At 71.3% G+C, this 20,069-nt stretch carries 16 protein-coding genes and 1 tRNA gene; 6 read left to right on the top strand and 11 right to left on the bottom strand.

Annotation, left to right across the window (positions count from 1 at the left end):
* Window positions 1–76: 76 nt before the first annotated feature.
* The 7 genes from LH62_RS04595 to LH62_RS04625 all read right to left on the bottom strand — a co-directional run bounded on the left by LH62_RS04595 (window position 77) and on the right by LH62_RS04625 (window position 11,699).
* Entirely contained in the window at window positions 77–2,524 is a 2,448-nt protein-coding gene (locus LH62_RS04595; RefSeq protein ID WP_052213705.1) for a bifunctional diguanylate cyclase/phosphodiesterase, read from the bottom strand.
* A gap of 48 nt (window positions 2,525–2,572) precedes the next feature.
* Window positions 2,573–3,088: a molybdopterin-dependent oxidoreductase gene (locus LH62_RS04600; protein WP_043359575.1), complete on the bottom strand. Its 516-nt coding sequence runs from the start codon at window positions 3,086–3,088 to the stop codon at window positions 2,573–2,575.
* 179 nt (window positions 3,089–3,267) lie between these two features.
* Entirely contained in the window at window positions 3,268–3,588 is a 321-nt protein-coding gene (locus tag LH62_RS04605; RefSeq protein ID WP_043359577.1) for a 6-carboxytetrahydropterin synthase, read from the bottom strand.
* A gap of 228 nt (window positions 3,589–3,816) precedes the next feature.
* A complete protein-coding gene (locus LH62_RS04610) occupies window positions 3,817–4,911 on the bottom strand; it encodes a putative zinc-binding metallopeptidase (RefSeq protein WP_043359578.1) in 1,095 nt (364 codons plus the stop codon).
* 68 nt (window positions 4,912–4,979) lie between these two features.
* Window positions 4,980–5,870: a transglutaminase family protein gene (locus tag LH62_RS04615; protein ID WP_043359579.1), complete on the bottom strand. Its 891-nt coding sequence runs from the start codon at window positions 5,868–5,870 to the stop codon at window positions 4,980–4,982.
* Entirely contained in the window at window positions 5,867–8,389 is a 2,523-nt protein-coding gene (locus tag LH62_RS04620; protein WP_052213706.1) for a circularly permuted type 2 ATP-grasp protein, read from the bottom strand. The genes LH62_RS04615 and LH62_RS04620 overlap by 4 nt, the downstream gene beginning before the upstream one ends.
* Window position 8,390: 1 nt before the next feature.
* Window positions 8,391–11,699, bottom strand: coding sequence for a DUF2126 domain-containing protein (locus LH62_RS04625; protein ID WP_043359580.1), 3,309 nt, complete (start codon window positions 11,697–11,699; stop codon window positions 8,391–8,393).
* A gap of 229 nt (window positions 11,700–11,928) precedes the next feature.
* Between LH62_RS04625 and nhaA the strand changes: the two genes are divergently transcribed.
* Window positions 11,929–13,125 (top strand): Na+/H+ antiporter NhaA, encoded by a 1,197-nt coding sequence (nhaA, locus tag LH62_RS04630; RefSeq protein ID WP_043359581.1) that lies wholly within the window; start codon window positions 11,929–11,931, stop codon window positions 13,123–13,125.
* A gap of 112 nt (window positions 13,126–13,237) precedes the next feature.
* Here the strand turns inward: nhaA and LH62_RS04635 are convergent, their stop codons facing one another.
* The gene (locus LH62_RS04635; RefSeq protein WP_052213707.1) at window positions 13,238–14,203 is read right to left on the bottom strand and encodes a tripartite tricarboxylate transporter substrate binding protein; all 966 of its coding nucleotides are present in this window, start codon (window positions 14,201–14,203) and stop codon (window positions 13,238–13,240) included.
* Window positions 14,204–14,334: 131 nt separating this feature from the next.
* Between LH62_RS04635 and LH62_RS04640 the strand changes: the two genes are divergently transcribed.
* Both LH62_RS04640 and LH62_RS04645 read left to right on the top strand, forming a co-directional pair.
* Window positions 14,335–14,420: transfer RNA gene (locus tag LH62_RS04640), tRNA-Leu, on the top strand.
* A gap of 139 nt (window positions 14,421–14,559) precedes the next feature.
* Window positions 14,560–15,162: a hypothetical protein gene (locus LH62_RS04645; RefSeq protein WP_043359582.1), complete on the top strand. Its 603-nt coding sequence runs from the start codon at window positions 14,560–14,562 to the stop codon at window positions 15,160–15,162.
* 125 nt (window positions 15,163–15,287) lie between these two features.
* On the opposite strand, the gene LH62_RS04650 is transcribed toward LH62_RS04645, so the two are convergent.
* Window positions 15,288–16,091, bottom strand: a complete 804-nt coding sequence (locus LH62_RS04650; protein WP_144404376.1) for an SDR family NAD(P)-dependent oxidoreductase — start codon at window positions 16,089–16,091, stop codon at window positions 15,288–15,290.
* A gap of 72 nt (window positions 16,092–16,163) precedes the next feature.
* Here LH62_RS04650 and LH62_RS04655 point away from each other — a divergent pair, with 72 nt between their 5' ends.
* The gene (locus tag LH62_RS04655; RefSeq protein WP_043359585.1) at window positions 16,164–16,358 is read left to right on the top strand and encodes a hypothetical protein; all 195 of its coding nucleotides are present in this window, start codon (window positions 16,164–16,166) and stop codon (window positions 16,356–16,358) included.
* Between the two features lie 131 nt (window positions 16,359–16,489).
* Here the strand turns inward: LH62_RS04655 and LH62_RS04660 are convergent, their stop codons facing one another.
* Together LH62_RS04660 and LH62_RS04665 are read right to left on the bottom strand one after the other, a co-directional pair.
* Window positions 16,490–16,915, bottom strand: coding sequence for a response regulator (locus LH62_RS04660; protein WP_052213708.1), 426 nt, complete (start codon window positions 16,913–16,915; stop codon window positions 16,490–16,492).
* 329 nt (window positions 16,916–17,244) lie between these two features.
* Entirely contained in the window at window positions 17,245–17,946 is a 702-nt protein-coding gene (locus LH62_RS04665) for a transglycosylase (protein WP_236552470.1), read from the bottom strand.
* A gap of 218 nt (window positions 17,947–18,164) precedes the next feature.
* Between LH62_RS04665 and LH62_RS04670 the strand changes: the two genes are divergently transcribed.
* A complete protein-coding gene (locus tag LH62_RS04670) occupies window positions 18,165–19,148 on the top strand; it encodes a tripartite tricarboxylate transporter substrate binding protein (protein ID WP_043359587.1) in 984 nt (327 codons plus the stop codon).
* A 43-nt stretch (window positions 19,149–19,191) separates the two neighbouring features.
* Window positions 19,192–20,025 carry an NADPH-dependent oxidoreductase gene (locus LH62_RS04675; protein WP_052213709.1) on the top strand — a complete coding sequence of 278 codons (834 nt, stop codon included), beginning with the start codon at window positions 19,192–19,194 and terminating at the stop codon, window positions 20,023–20,025.
* The last annotated feature ends 44 nt before the right edge of the window (window positions 20,026–20,069 follow it).

A 20,069-nucleotide genomic window follows, 5' to 3' on the forward strand; every position in this document is an offset into this window, starting at 1 on the left:
GGCGCCAGGGCCAACCGAAGCGGCCTGCGATCGTCCCAGGCGTGAAACGCCCAAGGCGTCGATCGCAGGACCAGGCTTACAGCACGGCCTGGAGAATGCGGTCGGAGCGGCTCGGCTCGTCAAACCAGCGGCGCAGCTCGGTGGCCGATTCGGGCGGGCCGAAGAAATAGCCCTGCGCCTCGGTGCAGCCGGCCTCGCGCACCCGGCGGAGCTGCTCGGCCGTTTCCACACCCTCGGCCGTCGTCGCCATGCCGAGCTGGTTCGCCAGATGGGCGACGGAGGTGACGATGGCGACGCTTTCCGCCCGCGTCGCCATGTCGCGCACGAAGGACTGGTCGATCTTGATCTTGTCGAAGGGGAAGCTGAGCAGATAGCTCAGCGAGGAATAGCGCGTGCCGAAATCGTCGAGCGAGGTGCGGATGCCGGTGCTGCGGAAGGCCTGCAGCACCTCGGCCACGCCGCCATCCGATTGCAGCAGGGCCGATTCGGTGATCTCCAGCTCCAGCCGTCCCGGCGCAAGGCCGGACTGGCCGAGGACATGCAGCATGCTGGTGGCGATGTCGGCGGCGCGGAACTGCAGCGGTGAAAGGTTCACGGCGACCTTGAGCGGCGCTGGCCAGGTGGCGGCCTCGCGCGTCGCCTGCTCCAGCACCCAGCGGCCCACCGCTTCGATCAGCCCGGTCTCCTCCATGAGCGGGATGAACACGCCGGGCGACACCATGCCACGGACCGGGTGGCGCCAGCGCAGCAGCGCCTCGAAGCCGGAGAGGCGGTTGGTCTGGAGGGCGAAGATCGGCTGGTACATCACCTCGAGCTGGTTGCCCGGCAGGGCCTCGCGCAGGTCGGCCTCGATCGCCAGCCGTGCCTCCAGCTCGGCGGCCATGCTCGCCTCGAAGAAGCGCCAGGTGCGGCGCCCGGCGGCCTTGGCGCGGTAGAGGGCAAGGTCGGCGTGCTTCAGCATCTGGTTGGCGGCCGTCGCGGCATCGCCCGTGACATGCTCGGCCAGCGCGATGCCGATGCTGGCACCCACCTGGGCACGGTAGCCGAGCAGCTCATAGGGCGCGCAGATCACGTCCACCACGCGCTGGGCGAGGTCGGCAGCCTCCTCGGCGGAGCGTCCGGGCGCCTGGAGGATGGCGAATTCGTCGCCGCCGAGCCTCGCCACCAGGTCGCCCTCGCGGATGCAGCTGCGCAACCGCCTCGCCACGTCGCGCAGCAGCGCATCGCCGAGCGGGTGCCCGAGCGTGTCGTTGACGTCCTTGAAGTGGTCGAGGTCGAGGAACAGCAGGGCCAACTCCTGCCCGCGGCTGCGCCCCCCGGCCAGGGCCGCCTCCATCCGCTCGCGGAACAGCAGCCGGTTGGGCAGGTCGGTCAGCTCGTCGTGATGCGCCATGTAGCTGATGCGCGCCTCGACGCGGCGGCGCTCGGTGATGTCCTCGTAGGTGGCGAGCCAGCCGCCATCCGCCATCGGCCGGTGGGAGACGGCGATGGCGCGGCCGTCCGCCCCTTCGCGCCAAAACGTACCGGCCTGGCCCTCGGCCACCAGCGCGGACTGGGCCTCGCCGAGCGCGGCGAGCAGCGCCGGGTCGATGCGCCCGGCGCTGCGGACCGACCGCATCAGCAGGTCGAGCCCGGTGCCCGCCGCGGCATCCGCCTCGGCCAGGCCGAACAGCTCGAGGAAGCGGCGGTTGCAGACGATCAGCCGATGGTCCGCATCGGCCATGCAGAGCGCCTGCGACATGTTGTTCAGCGCCGCGTCGAAGCGGTCGTTCTGCAGGTGCAGCTCGGCATCGCGCAGGCGCAGCGCGCGGTATTGCTGCTGCACCTCGGCCATCGCCTCCTGCGTCTGCTCCTTGGCGATGGCGAGCTGGCGGCCGGTGCGCGTCAGGTCCTGGACCAGCGCCTGCACTTCGGCATGGGCGTTGCGGATCAGCCGGTTGTGCATCGCCAGCGTGCCGATCAGCCCGCCGCAGCAGAGCAGCAGGGCGACCAGGACGCCGATAAAGGTCCAGTACAGGTTGCCGAGCTGCTGGACATCGCCGGAAACAAGGTCGTTGCCATGAGTATAGGCCGCGGAAACCAGCCGGGTGAGGCGGGGGCTGAGCTCGGCAAAGGAGTCCAGCATGCGGTCCGCGACGCCTGGCTCGCCGAGCCGGGCGACCAGCGGCTGGGCGGCGGCGAGGGTGCGCTGGAGCTGGGCGACGGTCGCCACGCGCTCCGGGTCCTCGCGGATGAAATGCGCCACCTCGCCGCCGCCGAGGAGCTGGGCGCGGCTGGCGACGATGTCGAGCCAGAGCTGGACGGCCTCCTCGGCCTCCTCGTCCGCTTGGGCCCGGTAGGTGGCGATGGCCGCCTGCAGGCGCGCCACCTCGATCACGCCCTGGCTCACCAGCCAGGTGACGTTGTAGCGCGCGACGGCGGTCAGCGATTGCTGGCGCTGGTTGATGAGGACCGAAACATAGGCCGCGACCAGGACCAGCACGCCGATGATGATGACGAAGCCGAAGCGCTGGAGGCGCGGCAATCCAGCGGGTGGCTGCGGCCGGTGTTGGGCCTCCGGCTCCAGCATCGGCTAGTGCACGACCAATCGCGCCACCTGCCAGGCGGAGCGGCCGTAGTAGCGAGGTGACTTCAGCACCGGGTCGGAATCATAGGGGTAGACGATGAAGAGCGGCCCCTTGTCCCGTACCGTCAGGTAGTTGCCGTCGCGCTTCAGCGCCAGCAGCACGCCGTACTGGGCGAAGTCGGCGATCGGGATCTCGGTCGAGTAGTCGTTGAGGGCGACGGCCTGCACCGCCTCGCCCTGGGCGCCGAGGCGTTGCAGCAGCTTCGTCATCGGCACGCCCTCGAAGGTGACCGGGCCGTCGTACCAGGGGGTGGCGGTGGTGAAGGAGGCGAGGCCGATCGCCTCCAGCATGGCGCGGTCGAAGCGCGCCGAATCGCCCTCGTTGGTGGCGGAGATCTTGCCGGAAACGGTGAGGATCACGCGGCCGGTCGGGGCCGGCAGGGCCTGTGCCTTGGATTGCGTGAAGGTCAGCGGCAGCAGGCCGCTTCCCAGCAATACCCGGCGCCGCTCGATCAGCCGCATCCCAACCCCCCACCGCCTGGACACGGGCCTGGCCACGGCCGCGACACGCGCACCGGGGACATCCCATCAACCATATAAACGAGAAGGCGAGGAGTTGGCAGCGCCGTAATTGACATCAACGCCACGAAACGATGCTGAATGGCATACTATCCGCACCCGCCCGTGGCGCCCCTGGCCGCTCAGGCCAGGGTCAGGCGGCAGCCGACACCCTCGGGACGGATGATCTGCACCTCGGTGACGTCGAAGCCTTCCTTGCGGACCTCGCGGGCGAACCAGCGGGCCAGCTCCTCCATGGTCGGGGTCACGAGGACGTCGTTCAGGCAACGGTGGTCAACCCCGCGGCGAATGCGCATCAGCTCGTCGCGGAAGCTCTCGGCGTTGAGGAAACCATCGTCGCTCTCGCGGACGGAAACGCGCACCGTATAGGTATGGCCGTGCAGATCATACTGGGCGAAACGATGGGCAGCGGAGACGATGCATTCCGCCCAGATCGTCATCATCCCAACCGACTCTCCCACACGGCCGGGCATCCCCAGGGGCTCAGGCGTAACAGGCTCGGAAACCGGCGCGTAGCCGGGGCTTAATGCCGTGTCAATTTTCGTCATTGCTCTCTCAGATTGTAGGCCCGGCTTTCAGGGCACTTGCACCACCGGCGAATATAAACCGCATCCGTCAGGAATGGGCATTGGTTTCGCGTTCCATAAACGTGACATTTCAACCGTAGCCATTCAAGCGGTATTTCCGCTGCGTACCAGCTTGTGGATGTAGCCGAGCTTGGCAATGGCAGGGACAGAGAGCACGAAAGGATAAAGGTCCGGTGCACCCATGCACCGATTGAGGCTGTTCGTTGCATAAGTAAGCGGCAGCCAGGCCTCTATGAGGTCCTCGATGGTGATCGGGCCGTAGGGATCGAAGTCGATCTTCGCCGCCAGCACGGCGGCCGCCGCCGCCTCGGCCTGGGGCATCTGCGGACGAAGGCGGAGGCCGAAGGCAGAGGCCATCTCCAACGTGTCGACGATATGGAGGTAATGCGCCCAGGTTTCGGCGAAATCCTCCCAGGGGTGGGCGGTGGCATAGGTGCTGACATAGGCGTCCTGCCAGTCGGCCGGTGCGCCGTTGGCGTAATGCGCCTGCAATGCCTGACCGTAATGCTGGCTGTCGTCGCCGAAAACGGCGCGGCATTCCTCCAGCCGGCCGGCATCGCGGACCAGGAGGTCCCAGTAATGATGCCCAGTCTCGTGCCGCATATGGCCGAGCAGGGTGCGGTAGGGCTCGCCCATGGCGGTGCGGCGGCGCTCGCGCTCGGCATCGTCGGCCTCGGAGAGGGCTAGGGTGATGATGCCCTCGTCATGCCCGGTCATCACCTTCGGGCCGCCATCCGGCGGGTCGGCCAGCACGTCGAAAGCCAGGCCGTGATTTGGGTCGTCGGCGCGGTTGGCGAGCGGCAGGCCGAGGCGCTGGAGGGTGTAGACCAGCCGGTGCAGGGCGCTCTGCCAGCGCTGCCAGGCATGAAGATTGGCCGGGTCGGTGAGGTCGGGGACGGTGCGGTTGTGCCGGCAGGCGGCGCAGAACACCTCCTCCGATCCGGACGGGACGAGCCAGTTGCAGGCCTCGTACTGCGCGTTGGAGCACAGGCGGACCTCGGCCCCGGGCTCGGCGAGCGGGCGCCAGAGCGCGGTGCCGTCCTCCGCGGGGTCGAGCGGCTCCAGGGCGGAAAGTTCGAATTCGTTTGGCAGGTAGCCGAGTGCGTGGCCCGAACGCTCGCAGCGGATGTTCTCGAAATAGAGGACCTGGGCGCAGGCCTGGCAATGGAAGAGCTTCATCGGGACCTCGTCGGGGCCATAAGGCGCGGGCGTGACGCGCCGGAACCCGAATGGTTCCGCCCCGGGCGCTAGCCCGCCGCCTCGACGGCGACGGGCTCCAGATCGACGGCGATGCCGAGGCTATGGGCGCCGCCGCCGAGCACCACGCCGCTGACCGGGCTGACATCGGCATAGTCGCGCCCCCAGCCGACGACCAGGTGCTCCTCCCGCACCACCGTGCCGTTGGTCGGGTCGAGATCGACCCAGCCATGCTGCGGGCCGAGCCAGCAGCCGACCCAGGCATGGGACTGGTCGGCACCGCGCCGCCGCGGCTGGCCCGGGGGCGGCCACGTGCGGATATAGCCGGAAACGTAGCGCGCCGGCAGGCCGAGCGCCCGGAGCGCGCCGATCATCACATGCGAGAAGTCCTGGCAGACACCCTCGCGCCGGGCCAGCACCTCGGCCACCGGCGTCGCCAGGCTGGTGGCGCCGGTTCGGTAGGTGAAATCCCCCCGGATGCGCGCCGTCAGCTCGAGCAGCCCCTCCAGCACCGGCCGCCCGGCGGGAAAACTCGGCGCCGCATAGGCTAGGGCGGCGGGCTCGGCCGCCACCATCGGACTGTCGAAGGTGAACTCGGCCGCCTGCCACCCGGCGGGGCCGCCGGCGCGGGCCAGCCCGACCACCGCCTCCCAGGCGAGGGTCGCCGTTGCGGGTGGCGGGGCGGGGAAGCCGACCTCGACCACCGCCTCCCCCACCACCTCGAAGCAGGCATGCGGCTCGTCGAGGAAGAGCCAGGTGACGTGGTTGCCGAAATGGTCGAGCGCCTCCCGCCGGCGCGAGGCGGCCGGCGTCGCCGTCACCTCGGCGGAGATCACCCGCTGGCCGGGCAGTGCGCGCGGCCGCAGATGCAGCAGGTGCGCGGCGAGATCCACCGTGCTGCCATAGGCATAGCGCGTGCTGTGGCGGACCCGGTAGATCACGCCGCGCCGCGCAGCCTGCCGCCCGGGGCCGTGGGCCCGAGGCTGTGCGCCGCCGGCAGCAGGGTAAAGTACTGCCGGGCGATGCGGTTGGAGAGGGCGGCGACCGCACCCTCCATCGCACGCAGCCGGGGCGGCAGTTGCAACGCCGCCTCCGCCTGCACCGCCGCCGCCGCGACATCCCGCACCATGGCCCGCGCCTCCTCCAGCAATTGCCCGGCGGCGAGGCCGAGAGGCGATGAGCTATCGCCGTCAAGGTCCGCCAGCATGTCGCGGGCGGCGGCGAGTTGGAAGGCCAGGCCGCGCGGATTCCCCTCGTCGGCCAGCACGAGGTCGAGCACCGGCCCGGCCTGCAAGGCCGTCAGGTAGCGGCTGCGGTAGGTGATGACCGAATCGCGCAGCTCCAGGGCGAGCCGCAGCCCCGGCTCCAGCCGGGCCGGCTGGGCCGCGGCGCCGGGCTGGTCGAGCGCGCGGGCGATCTCGGCGGCGATCGCCTGGGCGCGCTCCACCCGGCGGCCGAGATCGAGAAAGAGCCGGCCGCCGCCGCGCACCATGTTCTCGGCGGCGAGGCCGGCGACGGTCGCGGCGAAGGAGAGTATGGCATTGCTCGCCTCGGTCAGCCGTTCCAGGCCGAGCGCCTCCTCCCGCGCTTCCACCCCTCCCGGCACGGGGATGAGCTGGGCGCCGAGCTGGCGGAGGCCGCGATGCAGGGCGTGCTGCATCTCGCCGGTCAGCCGGTCGCGCAGCAGCTCGGCGAGGTGAGAAACCCGGGCGAGGAGGCCGGGCACCGGGCCACCCTCGCGCATGGCGCGCAGCAGGGCATGGGTCAGCGCGCGGGTGCCGAGGCCATGCGCACCGCCCTGCGCGGTCTCGGCATCGAGCAGCTCGGCACGGACCAGGCAGGCGGAAAGGCTGCGCAATTCGGCCAGCTCGCGCGGCGTCGGCGTGGCGCGGCCGAGGCGGCCGGCCCCGGCGCGCAGCAGGCGGGCCGCGCTCTCCAGCCGCTCCAGGTAGCGGCCGAGCCAGAAGAAATTGTCGGCGACGCGGCTCGGCAGCTCGCCCGAGGTGCGCCGGATGGGGAGCGGCACGAAGGCGCCCCCGCGAGGCCCCTGGATGGCGGTGCCCTCCTCCGCCGGCACCCACACATCTTTGGCCACGGCAGGCCCCGGCCGCGTCTCGTCCAGCACCCGGCCAAGGCCGCCCTGCAGGGCACGCCAGCCGCGGCCGTCGAAGACAAGGAAAAGGCGCAGCATGACGGGGCGTGGCGCCAGCCCCTCCGGCCCGACGCAGGGCGCGACCGAGGGGGCCAGCACTTCCGACAGGACATGATCCTGCGGCGCGGCGGCGAGGCGGGCAAGCAGCGCGGCGCGGGCCCCGGCGCCGAGCGCGGCGGGGCGGATGGAGCGGACGGTGCCGTCGACGGCGCTGCGGACCAGCCAGGAGTCGAGGTTCCGCTCCGCTTCCGCCCAGGCCGCGGCCTCGCCGAGCCAGAGGGTGCGGGCGCCGGCGAGGCGCAGCTCCTCGCCGATCAGCCTCGGGGCGAGGCGGGGAAGGAAGGCGGCGAGGCCGGGTGCTTCGACGCAGCCGGCGCCCGGGTCGTTGACGATCTTCACCGCCCCGCCGCGCGCCGCGTCCAGCAGGCCGGCGACGCCATGCGCCATGCTGGAGTCCAGCTCCAGCGGGTCGATGGTGCGGCCGTCCTGCCGGCGCAGCAGCACATCGACGCGCTGCAGGCCGCGCAGCGTCTTCAGGTAGAGCACGCCGTCGCGCACGCTGAGGTCGCCACCCTCGACCAGGGCGCAGGACAGCTCGCGGGAAAGGATCACCTGCTCCGACCAGAACGGGCTGGCATGCCCGGTGGCCAGCAGGGCGATGCCGGGATTGCCGCCGGGGGCGAGGGCACGCAGCGCATCCTGCCAGATGTCGAAGAAGGGGCCGGGCTGGCGCAGCTCCTGCGAGCGGACGAATTCCGGCATGTGGCGGGAAAGGGCGCGGCGGTTCTCCAGCACATGGGCAAGGCCCGTCGGGCTCGCCGTGCGGTCGGCGACGACGCGCCAGTCGCCCTCGGGCGCGCGGATCAGGTCGGCGGCGTAGAGGTGCAGCAGCGGGCCTGGCCGGCCGCCATCGGGTGCGCGGCAGGGGCGGAGAAAGGCCGGGTTGGCATGGATCAGCGCGGGCGGCAGCGCGCCCTCGGCCAGCAGGCGCTGCGGGCCGTAGACATCCTGCAGCACCGCCTCCAGCAACGCCGCGCGCTGGGCGAGCCCGGCCTCCAGCGCGTCGAACTCCGCGGGCGGCAGGATCAGCGGCATCGGATCGCAGCGCCAGGCGGCGACCAGGCTGCCCTCCTGCGGCGCGAGCAGGCTCAACACCCCCTCATCGGCGAGGAAGCGCTCGATGAGCTGGGCACGCTCGGCGAGCGCCTCCCGCCCCAGATCGGCCAGTGCCCCGAGCAGCGGGCGCCAATGCGGGCGGAAGCCGCCGGCACCGTCCACCATCTCGTCGAGCGGAGCGCCGGGCTCCACCCTACCCCACCCGCCGCAGGTCGAGGCTGCGCGGGGCCTCCTTCGCCGGCACGGCGGCGGGCGGCGGCATGGGGTTAGGGGTGTGGCCGAAGGGCTGGAAGCGGGTGCGGCGTCGGGCCTCGGCCTCGTTGGCGTTCACCGGCAGGGTGTCGTAGCTGCGCCCGCCCGGATGCACCACATGGTGGGTGAGGCCGCCGAGGCTGCGCCCGGTCCAGCGGTCATAGAGGTCGAACACCAGCGGGCCCTGGGCGCGGACGGTCGGGTGCAGGGCCGAGGGCGGGTCCCAGGCCTTGAAGCGGATGCCGCCGACATATTCGCCCTGGGTGTCGGTCGGCACCAGCGGGACCTCGAATCCGTTGCAGGCGAGGGTATAGCGTTCCGCGACCCAGCCCGTCACGCGCGCCTGCAGCCGCTCCGTGCTGCTGTCGACATAACGGGCGGTGCCGCCGCCGGCCGGCTCCTCGCCCAGCACGTGCCAGGGCTCGAGGGCATGGCGCAGCTCGATGCCGGTGCCGCGCAGCGTCACCTCGCCGATCCGGGGGAAGCGGAATTCCAGGTGCGGGGCGAACCAGGCGGGGTCGAGCGGGAAGCCGAGGCCGTGCAGCTCCTCCAGCGCGTCGCGGAAATCCTGCTCGGCATAGTGCGGCAGCATGAACTCGTCATGCAGCCGGGTGCCCCAGCGGACCAGGCGGCGCTCATAGGGGTGCTGCCAGAAGGCGGCGATGGCGCTCCGCATCAGGAGCATCTGCGCGGCGGACATGCGCGCATGGGGCGGCATCTCCAGCGCGCGGTACTCGACGAGGCCGAGCCGGCCGGAGCTGTGCTCGGGCGCGTGGAGCTTGTCGATGCAGAACTCGGTCCGGTGCGTGTTGCCGGTCATGTCGGCCAGCAGGTTGCGGAACAGCCGGTCCACCAGCCAGGGCGGCGTCTCGCGGCCCGGCTCGATCTTGCCGAAGGCGACTTCCAGCTCGGCAATGGCATCCTGCCGGGCCTCGTCGACGCGGGGGTGCTGGCTGGTCGGGCCGATGAACAGGCCGCTGAACAGGTAGGAGAGGCTCGGGTGGTTGTGCCAGAAGCCGAGCAGGCTCTTCAGCAGGTCCGGGCGGCGGAGGAAGGGGCTGTCGGCCGGCGAGGCGGCGCCCATCACCACATGGTTGCCGCCCCCCGTGCCGACATGGCGGCCGTCGAGCATGAATTTCTCGGCGGACAGCCCGAGCTGGCGGGCCTCCTCGTAGAGGGTCTCGGTGCGCTCGACATGCTCGGCCCAGGAGGCACTGGGGTGGATGTTCACCTCGATCACGCCCGGGTCGGGGGTGACGGAGAAGCTTTGGATGCGCTCGTCGCGGGGCGGGAGGTAGCCTTCCAGCACCACCTTGCGGCCGGTCTCGGCAGCGGTCGCCTCGACGGCGGCGGTGAGGTCGAGCCAGTCCTCGGCGGCCGTCAGCGGCGGGTAGAAGACGTGGATCCTGCCCTCGCGGGCCTCGACGGCGAGCGCGGTGCGGACGAGGCCGGGCTCGCCCCGGCCGACCACCGGCAGGTCCTGCGGCACCGGGCGGAAGCCCTCGGCGCCGGCGCCCATCGTGCTCGGGCCATGCGGGCGCTGGAAGGCCTGGTACGGCGGCAGTTCTCCCTTCGGGGCCATGGGGTCGGGCTCGAACTCGCCTTCGATGGTGGCGGGGTCGGCCCAGGGCAGGCTTTCCAGCGGCAGGCGGAAGCCAATGGGGCTGTCGCCGGGGATGAGGAAGAGCGTGCCGTCGCGGAAGAACCAGCGGCTGGACTGCCAGCGGCGCTGGCCGCCTTCCATCACCCGGCGCAGGGGCAGGACGCTACCGACCGGGGCGGCGAGGCCCTGGCCGAAGACGCGGGCGAGGCGGGCGCGCTCCAGCGGGTCGCGCAGCCTGGCATCCTCGGCCACGACATTGTCGGGGAGGCGCCGCTCCTTCCATAAATAGTAGTGGATGTCCTCATGCGCCGGGTTGACCAGCGAGGGATCGACCTGGAGGCGTTCGGCGAGCATCCCGGCGAAACGCGCGGCATCGGCGGCCGTCGCGGTGTCGGTGTCGTCGTCGGAGGCGAGAAGGCCGGGGTCCCGCCAGACCGGCTCGCCGTCGCGGCGCCAATGGGCGTGCAGCGCCCAGCGCGGCAGCTGCTCGCCGGGGTACTGCTTGCCCATCCCGTATTGCAGCGCGGCGCCGGGGCCCCAGAGCTCGGCGAGGCGGCGCAGCAGGCGGCCGGCATAGCGGCGCTTGGTGGGGCCCATCGCGTCGGTGTTCCACTCCGGCGCGTCCATGTCGTCGGCGGCGATGAAGGTGGGCTCGCCGCCCATGGTCAGGCGGACATTGCCCGCCCGAAGCGCGCGCTCCACCCGCTCGCCCTGGGCAAGGATGTCCTGCCATTGGCGCTCGCCATAGGGCTTCGTTACCCGCGGCGTCTCGCGCACCCGCGTCACCGACATGGCGAATTCGAATTTCGTTTCCGCCTTCTCGACCAAACCGCTGATAGCCGCCGCCGAGGCCGGCTCCGGGCTGGCGGCGAGCGGGATATGCCCCTCCCCCGTCATCAGGCCGGAGGTGGCGTCGAGCCCGATCCAGCCGGCGCCGGGCAGGTAGACCTCGGCCCAGGCATGGAGGTCGGTGAAATCACTGGTCGGGCCCTCAGGGCCGGTGACGGGCTTCTGGTCGGCGACGAGCTGGATCAGGTAGCCGGACACGAAGCGCGCCGCGTAGCCGAGGTGCCGCAATGCCTGCACCAGCAGCCAGGCGCTGTCGCGGCAGGAGCCGCGCTCGTTGCCGAGCGTCTCCTCGGGCGTCCAGACGCCCGCTTCCATGCGCACGACATAGGCGGTGCGCTCCTGGATGCGGCGGTTCAGCCCGACCAGCATGTCGACGGTCGGCTGCTCGCCGCGGGGAATCCCGGCGAGGAAGGCCGAGAGCAGCGGCCCGGCCGGCTCCGTCCGGCGGAAGGGGGCGAGTTCCTGCTCCAGCACCGGGTCATAGGTGAAGGGCCAGGTCTCGGCCTCGGGCTCGAGGAAGAAGTCGAAGGGATTGATCGTCGCCATGTCGGCGACGAGATCGACCGTCACGTCGAAATGGGTGACCCGCTCGGGGAAGACGACGCGCGCCAGGTGGTTGCCCTGCGGATCCTGCATCCAGTTGAGGAAATGTGGTTTCGGCTCGATGGTGAGCGCGTAGCTGACGATCGGCGTGCGGGCCTGTGGCGCCGGCCGCAGGCGGATGGTCTGCGGCCCGAGCGTGATGGCGCGCTCGTATTGGTAGCTTGTCCGGTGGTTCAGGGCGACATGCAGCGGCATCGGGAGATATCCGGGTCCTGGGTGGGACGGCTGGGGACCGCTTACAGCAAGAAGGCTATGCGCGCAGGCCGGTGCTTCTGCCGCCCGGGCCATGCGCCAGCCCAAGCCAATGGCGATGCAATGGTGGTGCCACCCGGTTGCTGGCAGGGATGTCAGCCGGGTCGCATTGCCTTTTGTCCAGGACTCCGGCAGCACCGCCCCGATCCGTTTGAACCACAAGGAGCCTGCCATGCCGCCGGACATGCCAGTGAGGCCGGCCTCGCGCCGTGCCCGCTCGCTGCTGCGGGACTTCCTGCACAACAACGCCTCGGGCGGGCTGGTGCTGATGGCAGCGGCGGTGCTCGCCCTCATCCTCGCCAATTCGGCCGTCGCGCCGGTCTATTTCGGGGCGCTCGAAGCCTATTTGGGGCCGCTCAGCCTGCTGCACTGGATCAATGACGGGCTGATGGCGGTGTTCTTCCTGCTGGTCGGGCTCGAGATCAAGCGGGAGCTGCTGGATGGGCAGCTGGCCGGCTGGGGCCGGCGCATCTTGCCCGGTATCGCGGCGGCGGGGGGCATGGCCGTACCGGCGCTGATCTATGCCGGCTTCAATGCGGGCAACCCGGCGACGCTGCGCGGCTGGGCCATCCCGGCGGCAACCGACATCGCCTTCGCACTCGGCGTGCTGGCGCTGCTCGGGCCGCGGGTGCCAGCCTCGCTCCGCATCTTCCTGACGGCGCTCGCCATCCTCGACGACCTCGGGGCGGTCGCCATCATCGCCGTCTTCTACACGGGCGAGATCGCCCTGCCCTATCTCGGGCTGGCCGGGCTGGTCTCGCTCGTGCTCTTCGGCCTGAACCGCGCGGGGGTGTGCCGGCTCCTGCCCTATCTGCTGCTTGGCGCAGTGCTGTGGTGGCTGACGCTGCGCTCCGGCGTGCATGCGACGGTCGCCGGGGTGGTGCTCGCCCTCGCCATCCCGCTGCGGAACCGGCCGGGCGGGGCGGACGACCTCGCCGCCTCGCCGCTGCACCGGCTGGAGCATGCGCTGCACCTGCCGGTCGCCTTCGCCATCGTCCCCGCCTTCGGCTTTGCCAATGCCGGCGTCTCCTTCGAAGGGCTGACGATGGAGGCGCTGCTCGACCCGCTGACCCTCGGCGTGGCGCTCGGGCTGCTCGTCGGGAAGCTGATCGGCGTCTTCGGCGCGGCGGGGGCGGCGATCCGGCTCGGCTGGGCGGAAATGCCGGTGGGGGCGTCGTGGTGGCAGCTGTTCGGGACGGCGCTGCTCTGCGGCATCGGCTTCACCATGAGCCTCTTCATCGGCATGCTTGCCTTCGAGGGCGAGCCGCTGCTGCAGGCGGAGGTGAAGATCGGCATCCTTGCCGGCTCGGTGCTGGCGGGGCTGCTCGGGGCGGCAGTGCTCAGGGCGGCGCCGCGGCGGGCGGACTGATCGGACCATCGGTCGGGGCCGGCCCTCGCCCGGCGTCCTTTCGCGGCTTTGCCGCGAAAGGCAGGCGGCCATCCGGGGCCGCCAAGCCGCGCGGCAGTTTCGCGGAGGATTCTCAGCCGGGCTCCAACCCGGCTTCCTTCGCCCGCACGGTCATCTCCTCGATCTGGCCGCGGAGAAAGGCGTGGAATTCCGCCGGCGTCGAGCCGCGCGGGACATAGCCGAGCCGGCCGACCTTCTCGATGAAGGCGGGGTCGGCCAGGGCCGCGTTCATCGCCGCATTGGCCCGCGCCACGATCGGCGCCGGCGTCGCGGCGGGAAGGCCCATGCCGAACCAGGCGGAAACGCCGTAGCCCGGCAGCAGGCTCGCCACTGGCGGGATGTCGGGCGCGAGGGCGAAGGCCTGCGGCGAAGTGACGGCGAGCGCCCGCACCTTCCCTTCCTTCACCTGCGGCATGCCAGCGGCGAAATCGGTGAAGGTGCTGTCGATGCGGCCGGCGATGACATCGGTCAGCGCCTCCGGCCCGCCGCGATAGGGCACCGCCGTCATCTCCGCCCCGCCCATGCGGGCAAGCATCGCCGAGGCGATTCGGGCGCTGGCATTGCCGTAGCTGAAGGTGAGCGGCTGCCGCTTCGCCAGATCGATGAAGCCTTTCAGGTCCCGCGCCGGGCTGGCGGCCGGCACGACCAGAATATAGGCGGTGTCGGCAACATAGCCGACCGGGGCGAAATCCTTCAGCGGGTCATAGGAGAGGCGCGGGACGAGATAGGTGTTCAGCGCCCCGTTGGTGACGCTCAGCACGCACCAGGTGAGGCCGTCAGGCGCCGAGCGGGCGACGCTCTCGGTGCCGACGACGCCGCTGCCGCCCGGGCGGTTGTCGACGATGACCGGCTGGCCGAGTTCGCGCGACAATGGCTCCGACAGATGGCGGATCAGCGTGTCGGTCACCGTGCCGGCGGGAAAGGCGACGACGAGGCGGACGGGCCGGTCGGGCCAGGACGGCTGGGCGCGGGCCCCGGGGGGAAGCATGGCGGGCAGCAGGGCGGGCGCGGCGAGCAGGGCCCGGCGAGAAATCGGCACGGCGTATCCTCCAATCGTTCTTGCCGGTGACTGAACAATGCGGGCCGGAGGCTGGCAAGCGCCGTGCGGGCGGCCCGGCATGGCGTCCCGGCTTCGCAGCGGGCTGCATTCCGTGCTATCCGAACTCGGGCGGGGGCGTGGTGGAATGGTAGACACAGGGGACTCAAAATCCCCCGGCCGCAAGGCCTTGCCGGTTCGAGTCCGGCCGCCCCTACCAGAAGCCCCTCGCCGGCTGAGCCGTTCTTAATCCGGCATCAACCCTCCTTGAGCCAAGCTGGCTTCGCGGCATGTGAAGCGTGACATCGCCGGTCGTGTCCCAAGATTGTCACAGGTCGAATCTGGGAGGAAACGCACGCATGGCGACTGATACGATCCGCAGCGGCCTCCGCTTTGGCCGCCTCGTGGTATCGCATGAGGACAGCCCCTATTTCTGGCGCGGCCGCTTCGCGCGGCGGCGCTGGCATTGCGACTGCGAATGCGGCGGCAGCGCGACGGTGCGGGAAGACAGGCTGAAAGCCGGCACGACGCTGAGCTGCGGCTGCTTGCGCGACGATGCCTCCCGCGAGCGGCAATACCGCCATGGCGGCAAGGCCGGCGGCCGGGTGGCGCCGGAATACCATGTCTGGCAAGGCTTGCTGCACCGCCAGCAGGAAGCCTCGGTCTGCCGTCGCTGGCAGGCCCGCGGCGGGCGCGGCTACGCTGCCTTCCTGGAGGATCTCGGCAAGCGGCCAAGCCCGGACCACCGGCTGGTTCGGCTGAACGAGCAGCGCGGATTCTCCCCGGCGAATTGCGCCTGGGAGCACTCGCCGCCACGGCGCGGCACGCCGCGGCACTTCATCCCCTATCGCGGGCGGATGGTCAGCCTCTCCGCCGCCGCCGCGGCAACCGGCATCGACTACCGGCGCCTTTGCAAGCGGCTGGAGCGCGGCTGGTCGCCGGCGGAGGCGCTGCGGCCCTGATGCAGCGGCCTGGGTCTCGCCGGGTGTCCTTCCGGGGCTTTGCCGTGGAAAGCCGTGCGAGGGTTCGGGATTGAGGCGACCATTCGGGGTCCCCGCAAAACTGCCCGGCAGTTTTGCGGGGTGCCTCACACCGGGCCGGCGGCCGTGAACCCGCCATCGACCGCCAGCTCGGCGCCGGTAATGTACTTCGCCTCCTCGGAAACGAGGAAGAGCACGGCATGGGCGACGTCCCAGCCGCTGCCCATCTGCCCGGCCGGCACACTGGCATGGCGGCGGGCGATCAGCGCCTCGGCGTCGTTGGCGCCGAGTTGCCGCACCAAGCGGTGCTCCACCAGCGGCGTGTGCATCAGCCCGGGGATCACCGTGTTGCAGCGGATGCCCCGGCGCGCATAGGCCAGGGCAACGGATTTCGAGAAGGCGATGACGCCCGCCTTGCTCGCCGAATAGGCGACATGCGGCCGCCCCGCCGACATGCGCAGCGCGGCGACGGAGGAGATGTTGACGATCGCGCCGCCGCCCTGCCCTTTCATCGCGGGCAACACGTATTTGCAGCCGAGGAAGGGCGTCTTCAGGTTGAAGTCGATCTGGCGGTCCCAGACCTCCTCCGGCATGTCGACCGGCCCGCCGGGATGCGAGCCGCCCACGTTGTTCACCAGGATGTCGATGCGGCCATAGCGCGCAAGGCAGGCGGCGATGGCAGCCTCCACCGCGGTGGCATCCAGCATGTCGCAGACCTGGGTGGTGCAGGTGCCGCCCTCGCCGGCGATGAGCGCGGCGGTTTCGGCGACAGCCTCCGGTGCGACATCGATGGCGAAGACCTGGGCGCCCTGCCGCGCCAGCAGCACCGCCGTCGCCTTGCCATTGCCCCAGCCCGGACCGACCGAGCCCGCGCCGGTGACAATGGCCACCTTCCCCGTCAGATCGAGCATCCTTTCCCCCTCCATGAACTTTCGTGCCGCTCCGGCGATGAAGCAGCAACCGTAACCGACACAGAGGATGGCATGACCACGCTGCTTCGCCTGCTGCTGATTCCCGCGCTGCTGACGATGACCCTGGCCGCCTGCGACCGCGGAGGCCCGGCCGAGCGCACGGGACGGAGCCTCGACCGGGCTGGCGAGCGCGTGCGCGACACGGTGGATCCGCCGCGCGGGCCGGTCGAGCGGCTGGGCCGCTCGGTGGACCGGGCCGTCAACTGAGTCTGGGCTGATGCAGGCACGCCGCCGGCTGGGTCAGCGAGCCGGCGGCCCCGCCCTGCAAGGGCGGATCGACCTGTCACATCATCATGGGCTGAAACGGCCGCTGCGCCTCGGCCTTGGCGGCCGTGGCGTCAGACGCGGCGGTCGGTCCCTATCTGCTCCGGACGAAGCGGGCCACGCGCCGCGTCGCCGCTCAGCAGGTCGGCAATCACCGCGACGGCCAGCGTCGGGGTGAAGGGCTTGGCGATGAAGCGCGAGCCGGAAACCTGCTGGTGGGGCTCCGCCCGGTTGTAGCGGCCTGAGGCGTAGATGATCGGCAGCTCGGCGCGGATCACCCGCGCGGCGCGGGCCAGGGCGAAGCCGTCGGACCCGCCGGGCAGATTGATATCGGTAAGCATGAGGTCGATCTCTGGATGGTCGCAGAGCAGCGACAGCGCGGCGCGCGCATCCTCCGCCTCTAGCACCTCGAAGCCCATATCGCCCAGGGCATCGACGAGCGTCAGGCGGACCAGAAAGTCATCCTCGACAACAAGCAGAACGGATTGGTGACCATGCATCAGTGGATTCCTCGCCCCCGCCTAAGCGAAGCCCCGACCGATGCCACCGTTGCCCGCTGCCGCTGTGACGAGCGCGTTACAGGGCACACGAAAATGCGCTTGTCACCCTGAAGTCGCATTGGCGTGGAACGAAGGAAACCTCAGCATCCCTCTGACCGACGGCAAACATTGCTTTTCGAATAACAAGTAACAGCGATGGGCAGTCCCCTGCCTTTCTTTTGTTTCCTTATCAGGTCACGGTTGGAGATGATTCAGGCGTGGCGCCACTGCCTCGTGGCCATTCATCCCGATTTGATGAATCGACCTGCGGCGCGGTCCCGGTTGGATGCTCAGTCCGTGCGGTCCTGCATCTCGGCCACTTCGAGCAGGGTGGCGCCGTTGCGGCGGGCCTGCATCGCCTCCGCCTCGCGGCAGGATTGGCCCCGTAGCAGGGCCGATCCGGGAGCGGTCACCTCCAGCTTGGCCCGCACGCGGCAGACCACGCGTTGCGAGGAGGCGGGGGAGCCGCCATGCCAGCGGCGGATCGCCTCCTCCCAGGTGCCGGTCTCGGTGTACCAGCGACGCAGCAGGCCGCCGGCCCAGTCGGTCGCCCGCACCGGGTCGAGCGGCCAGTCGGAGCCGCGGGCATGGACCCGGGCATTCACCTGCACGCAGCCGGCCATGACGCTTTGCCGGGCCGGGACCTGGGTCAGGAGGCGGCGGGCCGTCCGCAGGTCGTCCGGAAAAGAGGCGCGGCCGGCGATGCTCAGCGCATGGGCGTGCAGCCCGCTTTCGGAGAGGGCGATCGCGACCAGCAGGCCCCGCGGCAGGCCGTGCACCTGCTCGGCCCGGCGGGCGGCGGCGAGGCAGGCGGCACGCGGCGAACTCGGCAGGTCCGTCGCAATGGCAGGCGGAAGGAGCTCCTGCGGCGCGTCCGGCAGGCGGGGCGTGGCGGTTGCGGCGGCCTTATGGGCCGGGCGGGCCGAGGCGGCGGTGACCGGTGCGGCGGCCAGGGCCAGGGCAATACTTCCCCGCCACAAGGCTCCTGCCATGCGGTTTTTCCCCGAAGGGAGGGCGCCCCGCGCACCACGCGGGAACGCCGCTGAGGGTCGCCGGGAGTTGCCTGCCGGCGTGCCGTTCGCGGACGTCATGCCTTGGCGTTAGCACGGGCGTGAAGGATCACGCAACACGGCGTGATCGACATCGGCCTGCCGCAGCCGCGCGGTCGCCCCATTTGCAGGCCATGCTCCGGCCGCCGGGAGAATCCATCATGCCGCAGCTCACGCGCCGCAGCCTTGCCGCTGGCCTCGCCTTTCTCGCCCCGTCCGCCCGGGCGGAAGCCGCCTATCCGGAGCGACCGGTGATGCTGGTGGTGCCTTTCTCCGCCGGCGGCGCGGCGGATATCGCGGGCAGGACGCTTGCCGCCCATGCCGGGCGCTACCTGCCGAACCCGCAGGCCGGGCTGGTGGTGGAGAACCGCACCGGCGCCTCGGGCGCGGTCGGCACCGGCTTCGTCGCGCGGGCGAAGCCCGATGGGCAGACCCTGCTGCTGGCCCGCATCGGCTCCTCCGCCATCCTTCCGGCAACCGATCCGCGCACGCCCTATGCCTGGGACGAGTTCACCATGCTCGGCCTGCTGGACGAGAACCCCTTCGTCCTCTGCGTCAGGGCCGATGCGCCCTGGCAGACGCTCGGCGATCTCGCCGGGGCGCTGCGCGAGGGGCCGGGGCGGCTGAATTTCGCCACCACCGGGCCGGCGACGCTGCTTGACCTCGGGGTGCGGCACCTCTTCGCCAGCCTCGGCCTGCCGATCGATGCCGGGGTCGCCATCCCCTTCCGCGGCGGCGCGGAGGCGGTGGCCGCGGTGCTCGGCGGGCAGGCGCAGTTCATCGGCAACAACCTCAGCGACATGGCGGGAGCCATCGCCGACCGGCAGTTGCGCGCCCTGGTAGTCGGCACGGCGGAGCGGCTGCCTTCCCTGCCCGGCGTGCCGACCGCGCGCGAGGCGGAGGTGGAGCCGCTGGCGCGCATTGCCGGCTGGAATGCGCTGTTCGGCCCGCCCGGCCTGCCGGCAGGGGTGGTGGCCGCCTGGACCTCCGCCCTCGCCCGGCTGCGGCAGGACCGGGACTGGATGACGGCGACCCGCCGCGTCGGCTCCATCCCCCGCCTGCTCGATCCGGAGGAAACACGGGACTACGTGCGCGCCCAGGTCGCGCTGTACCGGGAGCTGGCGAAGCGGCTGGGGCTCGTCTGAAGCGGCTGGCGGCACTAGCCTGCCGGCGAAACGGAGACCGCCCATGGACAGCCTGACCCCCGCCACCGCCGGCAAGGCGGAGGCGCTCGCCGCCCGCTACGGCCGCGACGCCATCCCCCACGCCGGGCCGTGGAACGAGACCATTGCCGCCATGCTCGGCCATCGCTCGGTCCGCGCCTACCGGCCGGACCCGCTGCCGGACGGGACGCTGGAGACGCTGGTGGCCGCCGCCTCCTCGGCCGCAACCTCCTCCAACCTGCAGACCTGGTCGGTGGTCGCGGTGCAGGACCCGGAGGTGCGCGCGGCGCTGGCCGAGGTGGCGAGCGGACAGAAGCATGTCCGGCAATGCCCGCTTTTTCTTGTCTGGCTGGCCGATCTCTCGCGCAATGCCCGGCTGGCCGAGGCGGAGGGCGTGGCGCTCGAGGGGCTGCCCTATCTCGAGAGCTTCCTCGTCGCCTCCGTCGATGCGGCGCTGGCGGCGCAGAACGCCGTGGTAGCGGCGGAATCGCTCGGCCTCTCGACCGTCTATATCGGCGCGCTCCGCAACGACGTGCAGCGCGTGGCGGGGCTGCTCGGCCTGCCGCCGGGGGTGGTCGGCGTCTTCGGCCTCTGCGTCGGCTATGCGGCCGATCCGGGCGAGGTGAAGCCGCGCCTGCCGCAGGCGACGGTGCTGCACCGCGAGCGCTATGCGACCGAGGGCGAGGCGGCGCGGCGCGCGGGCTATGATGCGCTGCTCGGCGAATTCTCGGCGCGCAACGGCATGGGGCCGGAGGGCTGGACGCGGCGCGTCATCGGCCGCCTGGCGACGCTGCGCGCGATGGCGGGGCGCGACCGGCTGGTGGCGGCGCTGCGGGGCATCGGCTTTCCGCTGCGGTAGGGGATTTCTTAAGCGGAAGGAGGCTAGAGCCCTCTGACCGGCCG

Source organism: Belnapia sp. F-4-1, assembly GCF_000802185.1.
GTDB lineage: Bacteria > Pseudomonadota > Alphaproteobacteria > Acetobacterales > Acetobacteraceae > Belnapia.

Coding starts and splice junctions, on each gene's coding strand:
- LH62_RS04600 (WP_043359575.1), bottom strand. CDS start 3,088: ATGCGGCTGATCGAGCGGCGCCGGGTATTGCTGGGAAGCGGCCTGCTG.
- LH62_RS04605 (WP_043359577.1), bottom strand. CDS start 3,588: ATGATGACGATCTGGGCGGAATGCATCGTCTCCGCTGCCCATCGTTTC.
- LH62_RS04610 (WP_043359578.1), bottom strand. CDS start 4,911: ATGAAGCTCTTCCATTGCCAGGCCTGCGCCCAGGTCCTCTATTTCGAG.
- LH62_RS04625 (WP_043359580.1), bottom strand. CDS start 11,699: ATGCCGCTGCATGTCGCCCTGAACCACCGGACAAGCTACCAATACGAG.
- nhaA (WP_043359581.1), top strand. CDS start 11,929: ATGCCGCCGGACATGCCAGTGAGGCCGGCCTCGCGCCGTGCCCGCTCG.
- LH62_RS04645 (WP_043359582.1), top strand. CDS start 14,560: ATGGCGACTGATACGATCCGCAGCGGCCTCCGCTTTGGCCGCCTCGTG.
- LH62_RS04650 (WP_144404376.1), bottom strand. CDS start 16,091: ATGCTCGATCTGACGGGGAAGGTGGCCATTGTCACCGGCGCGGGCTCG.
- LH62_RS04655 (WP_043359585.1), top strand. CDS start 16,164: ATGACCACGCTGCTTCGCCTGCTGCTGATTCCCGCGCTGCTGACGATG.
- LH62_RS04660 (WP_052213708.1), bottom strand. CDS start 16,915: ATGCATGGTCACCAATCCGTTCTGCTTGTTGTCGAGGATGACTTTCTG.
- LH62_RS04665 (WP_236552470.1), bottom strand. CDS start 17,946: ATGGCAGGAGCCTTGTGGCGGGGAAGTATTGCCCTGGCCCTGGCCGCC.
- LH62_RS04670 (WP_043359587.1), top strand. CDS start 18,165: ATGCCGCAGCTCACGCGCCGCAGCCTTGCCGCTGGCCTCGCCTTTCTC.
- LH62_RS04675 (WP_052213709.1), top strand. CDS start 19,192: ATGGACAGCCTGACCCCCGCCACCGCCGGCAAGGCGGAGGCGCTCGCC.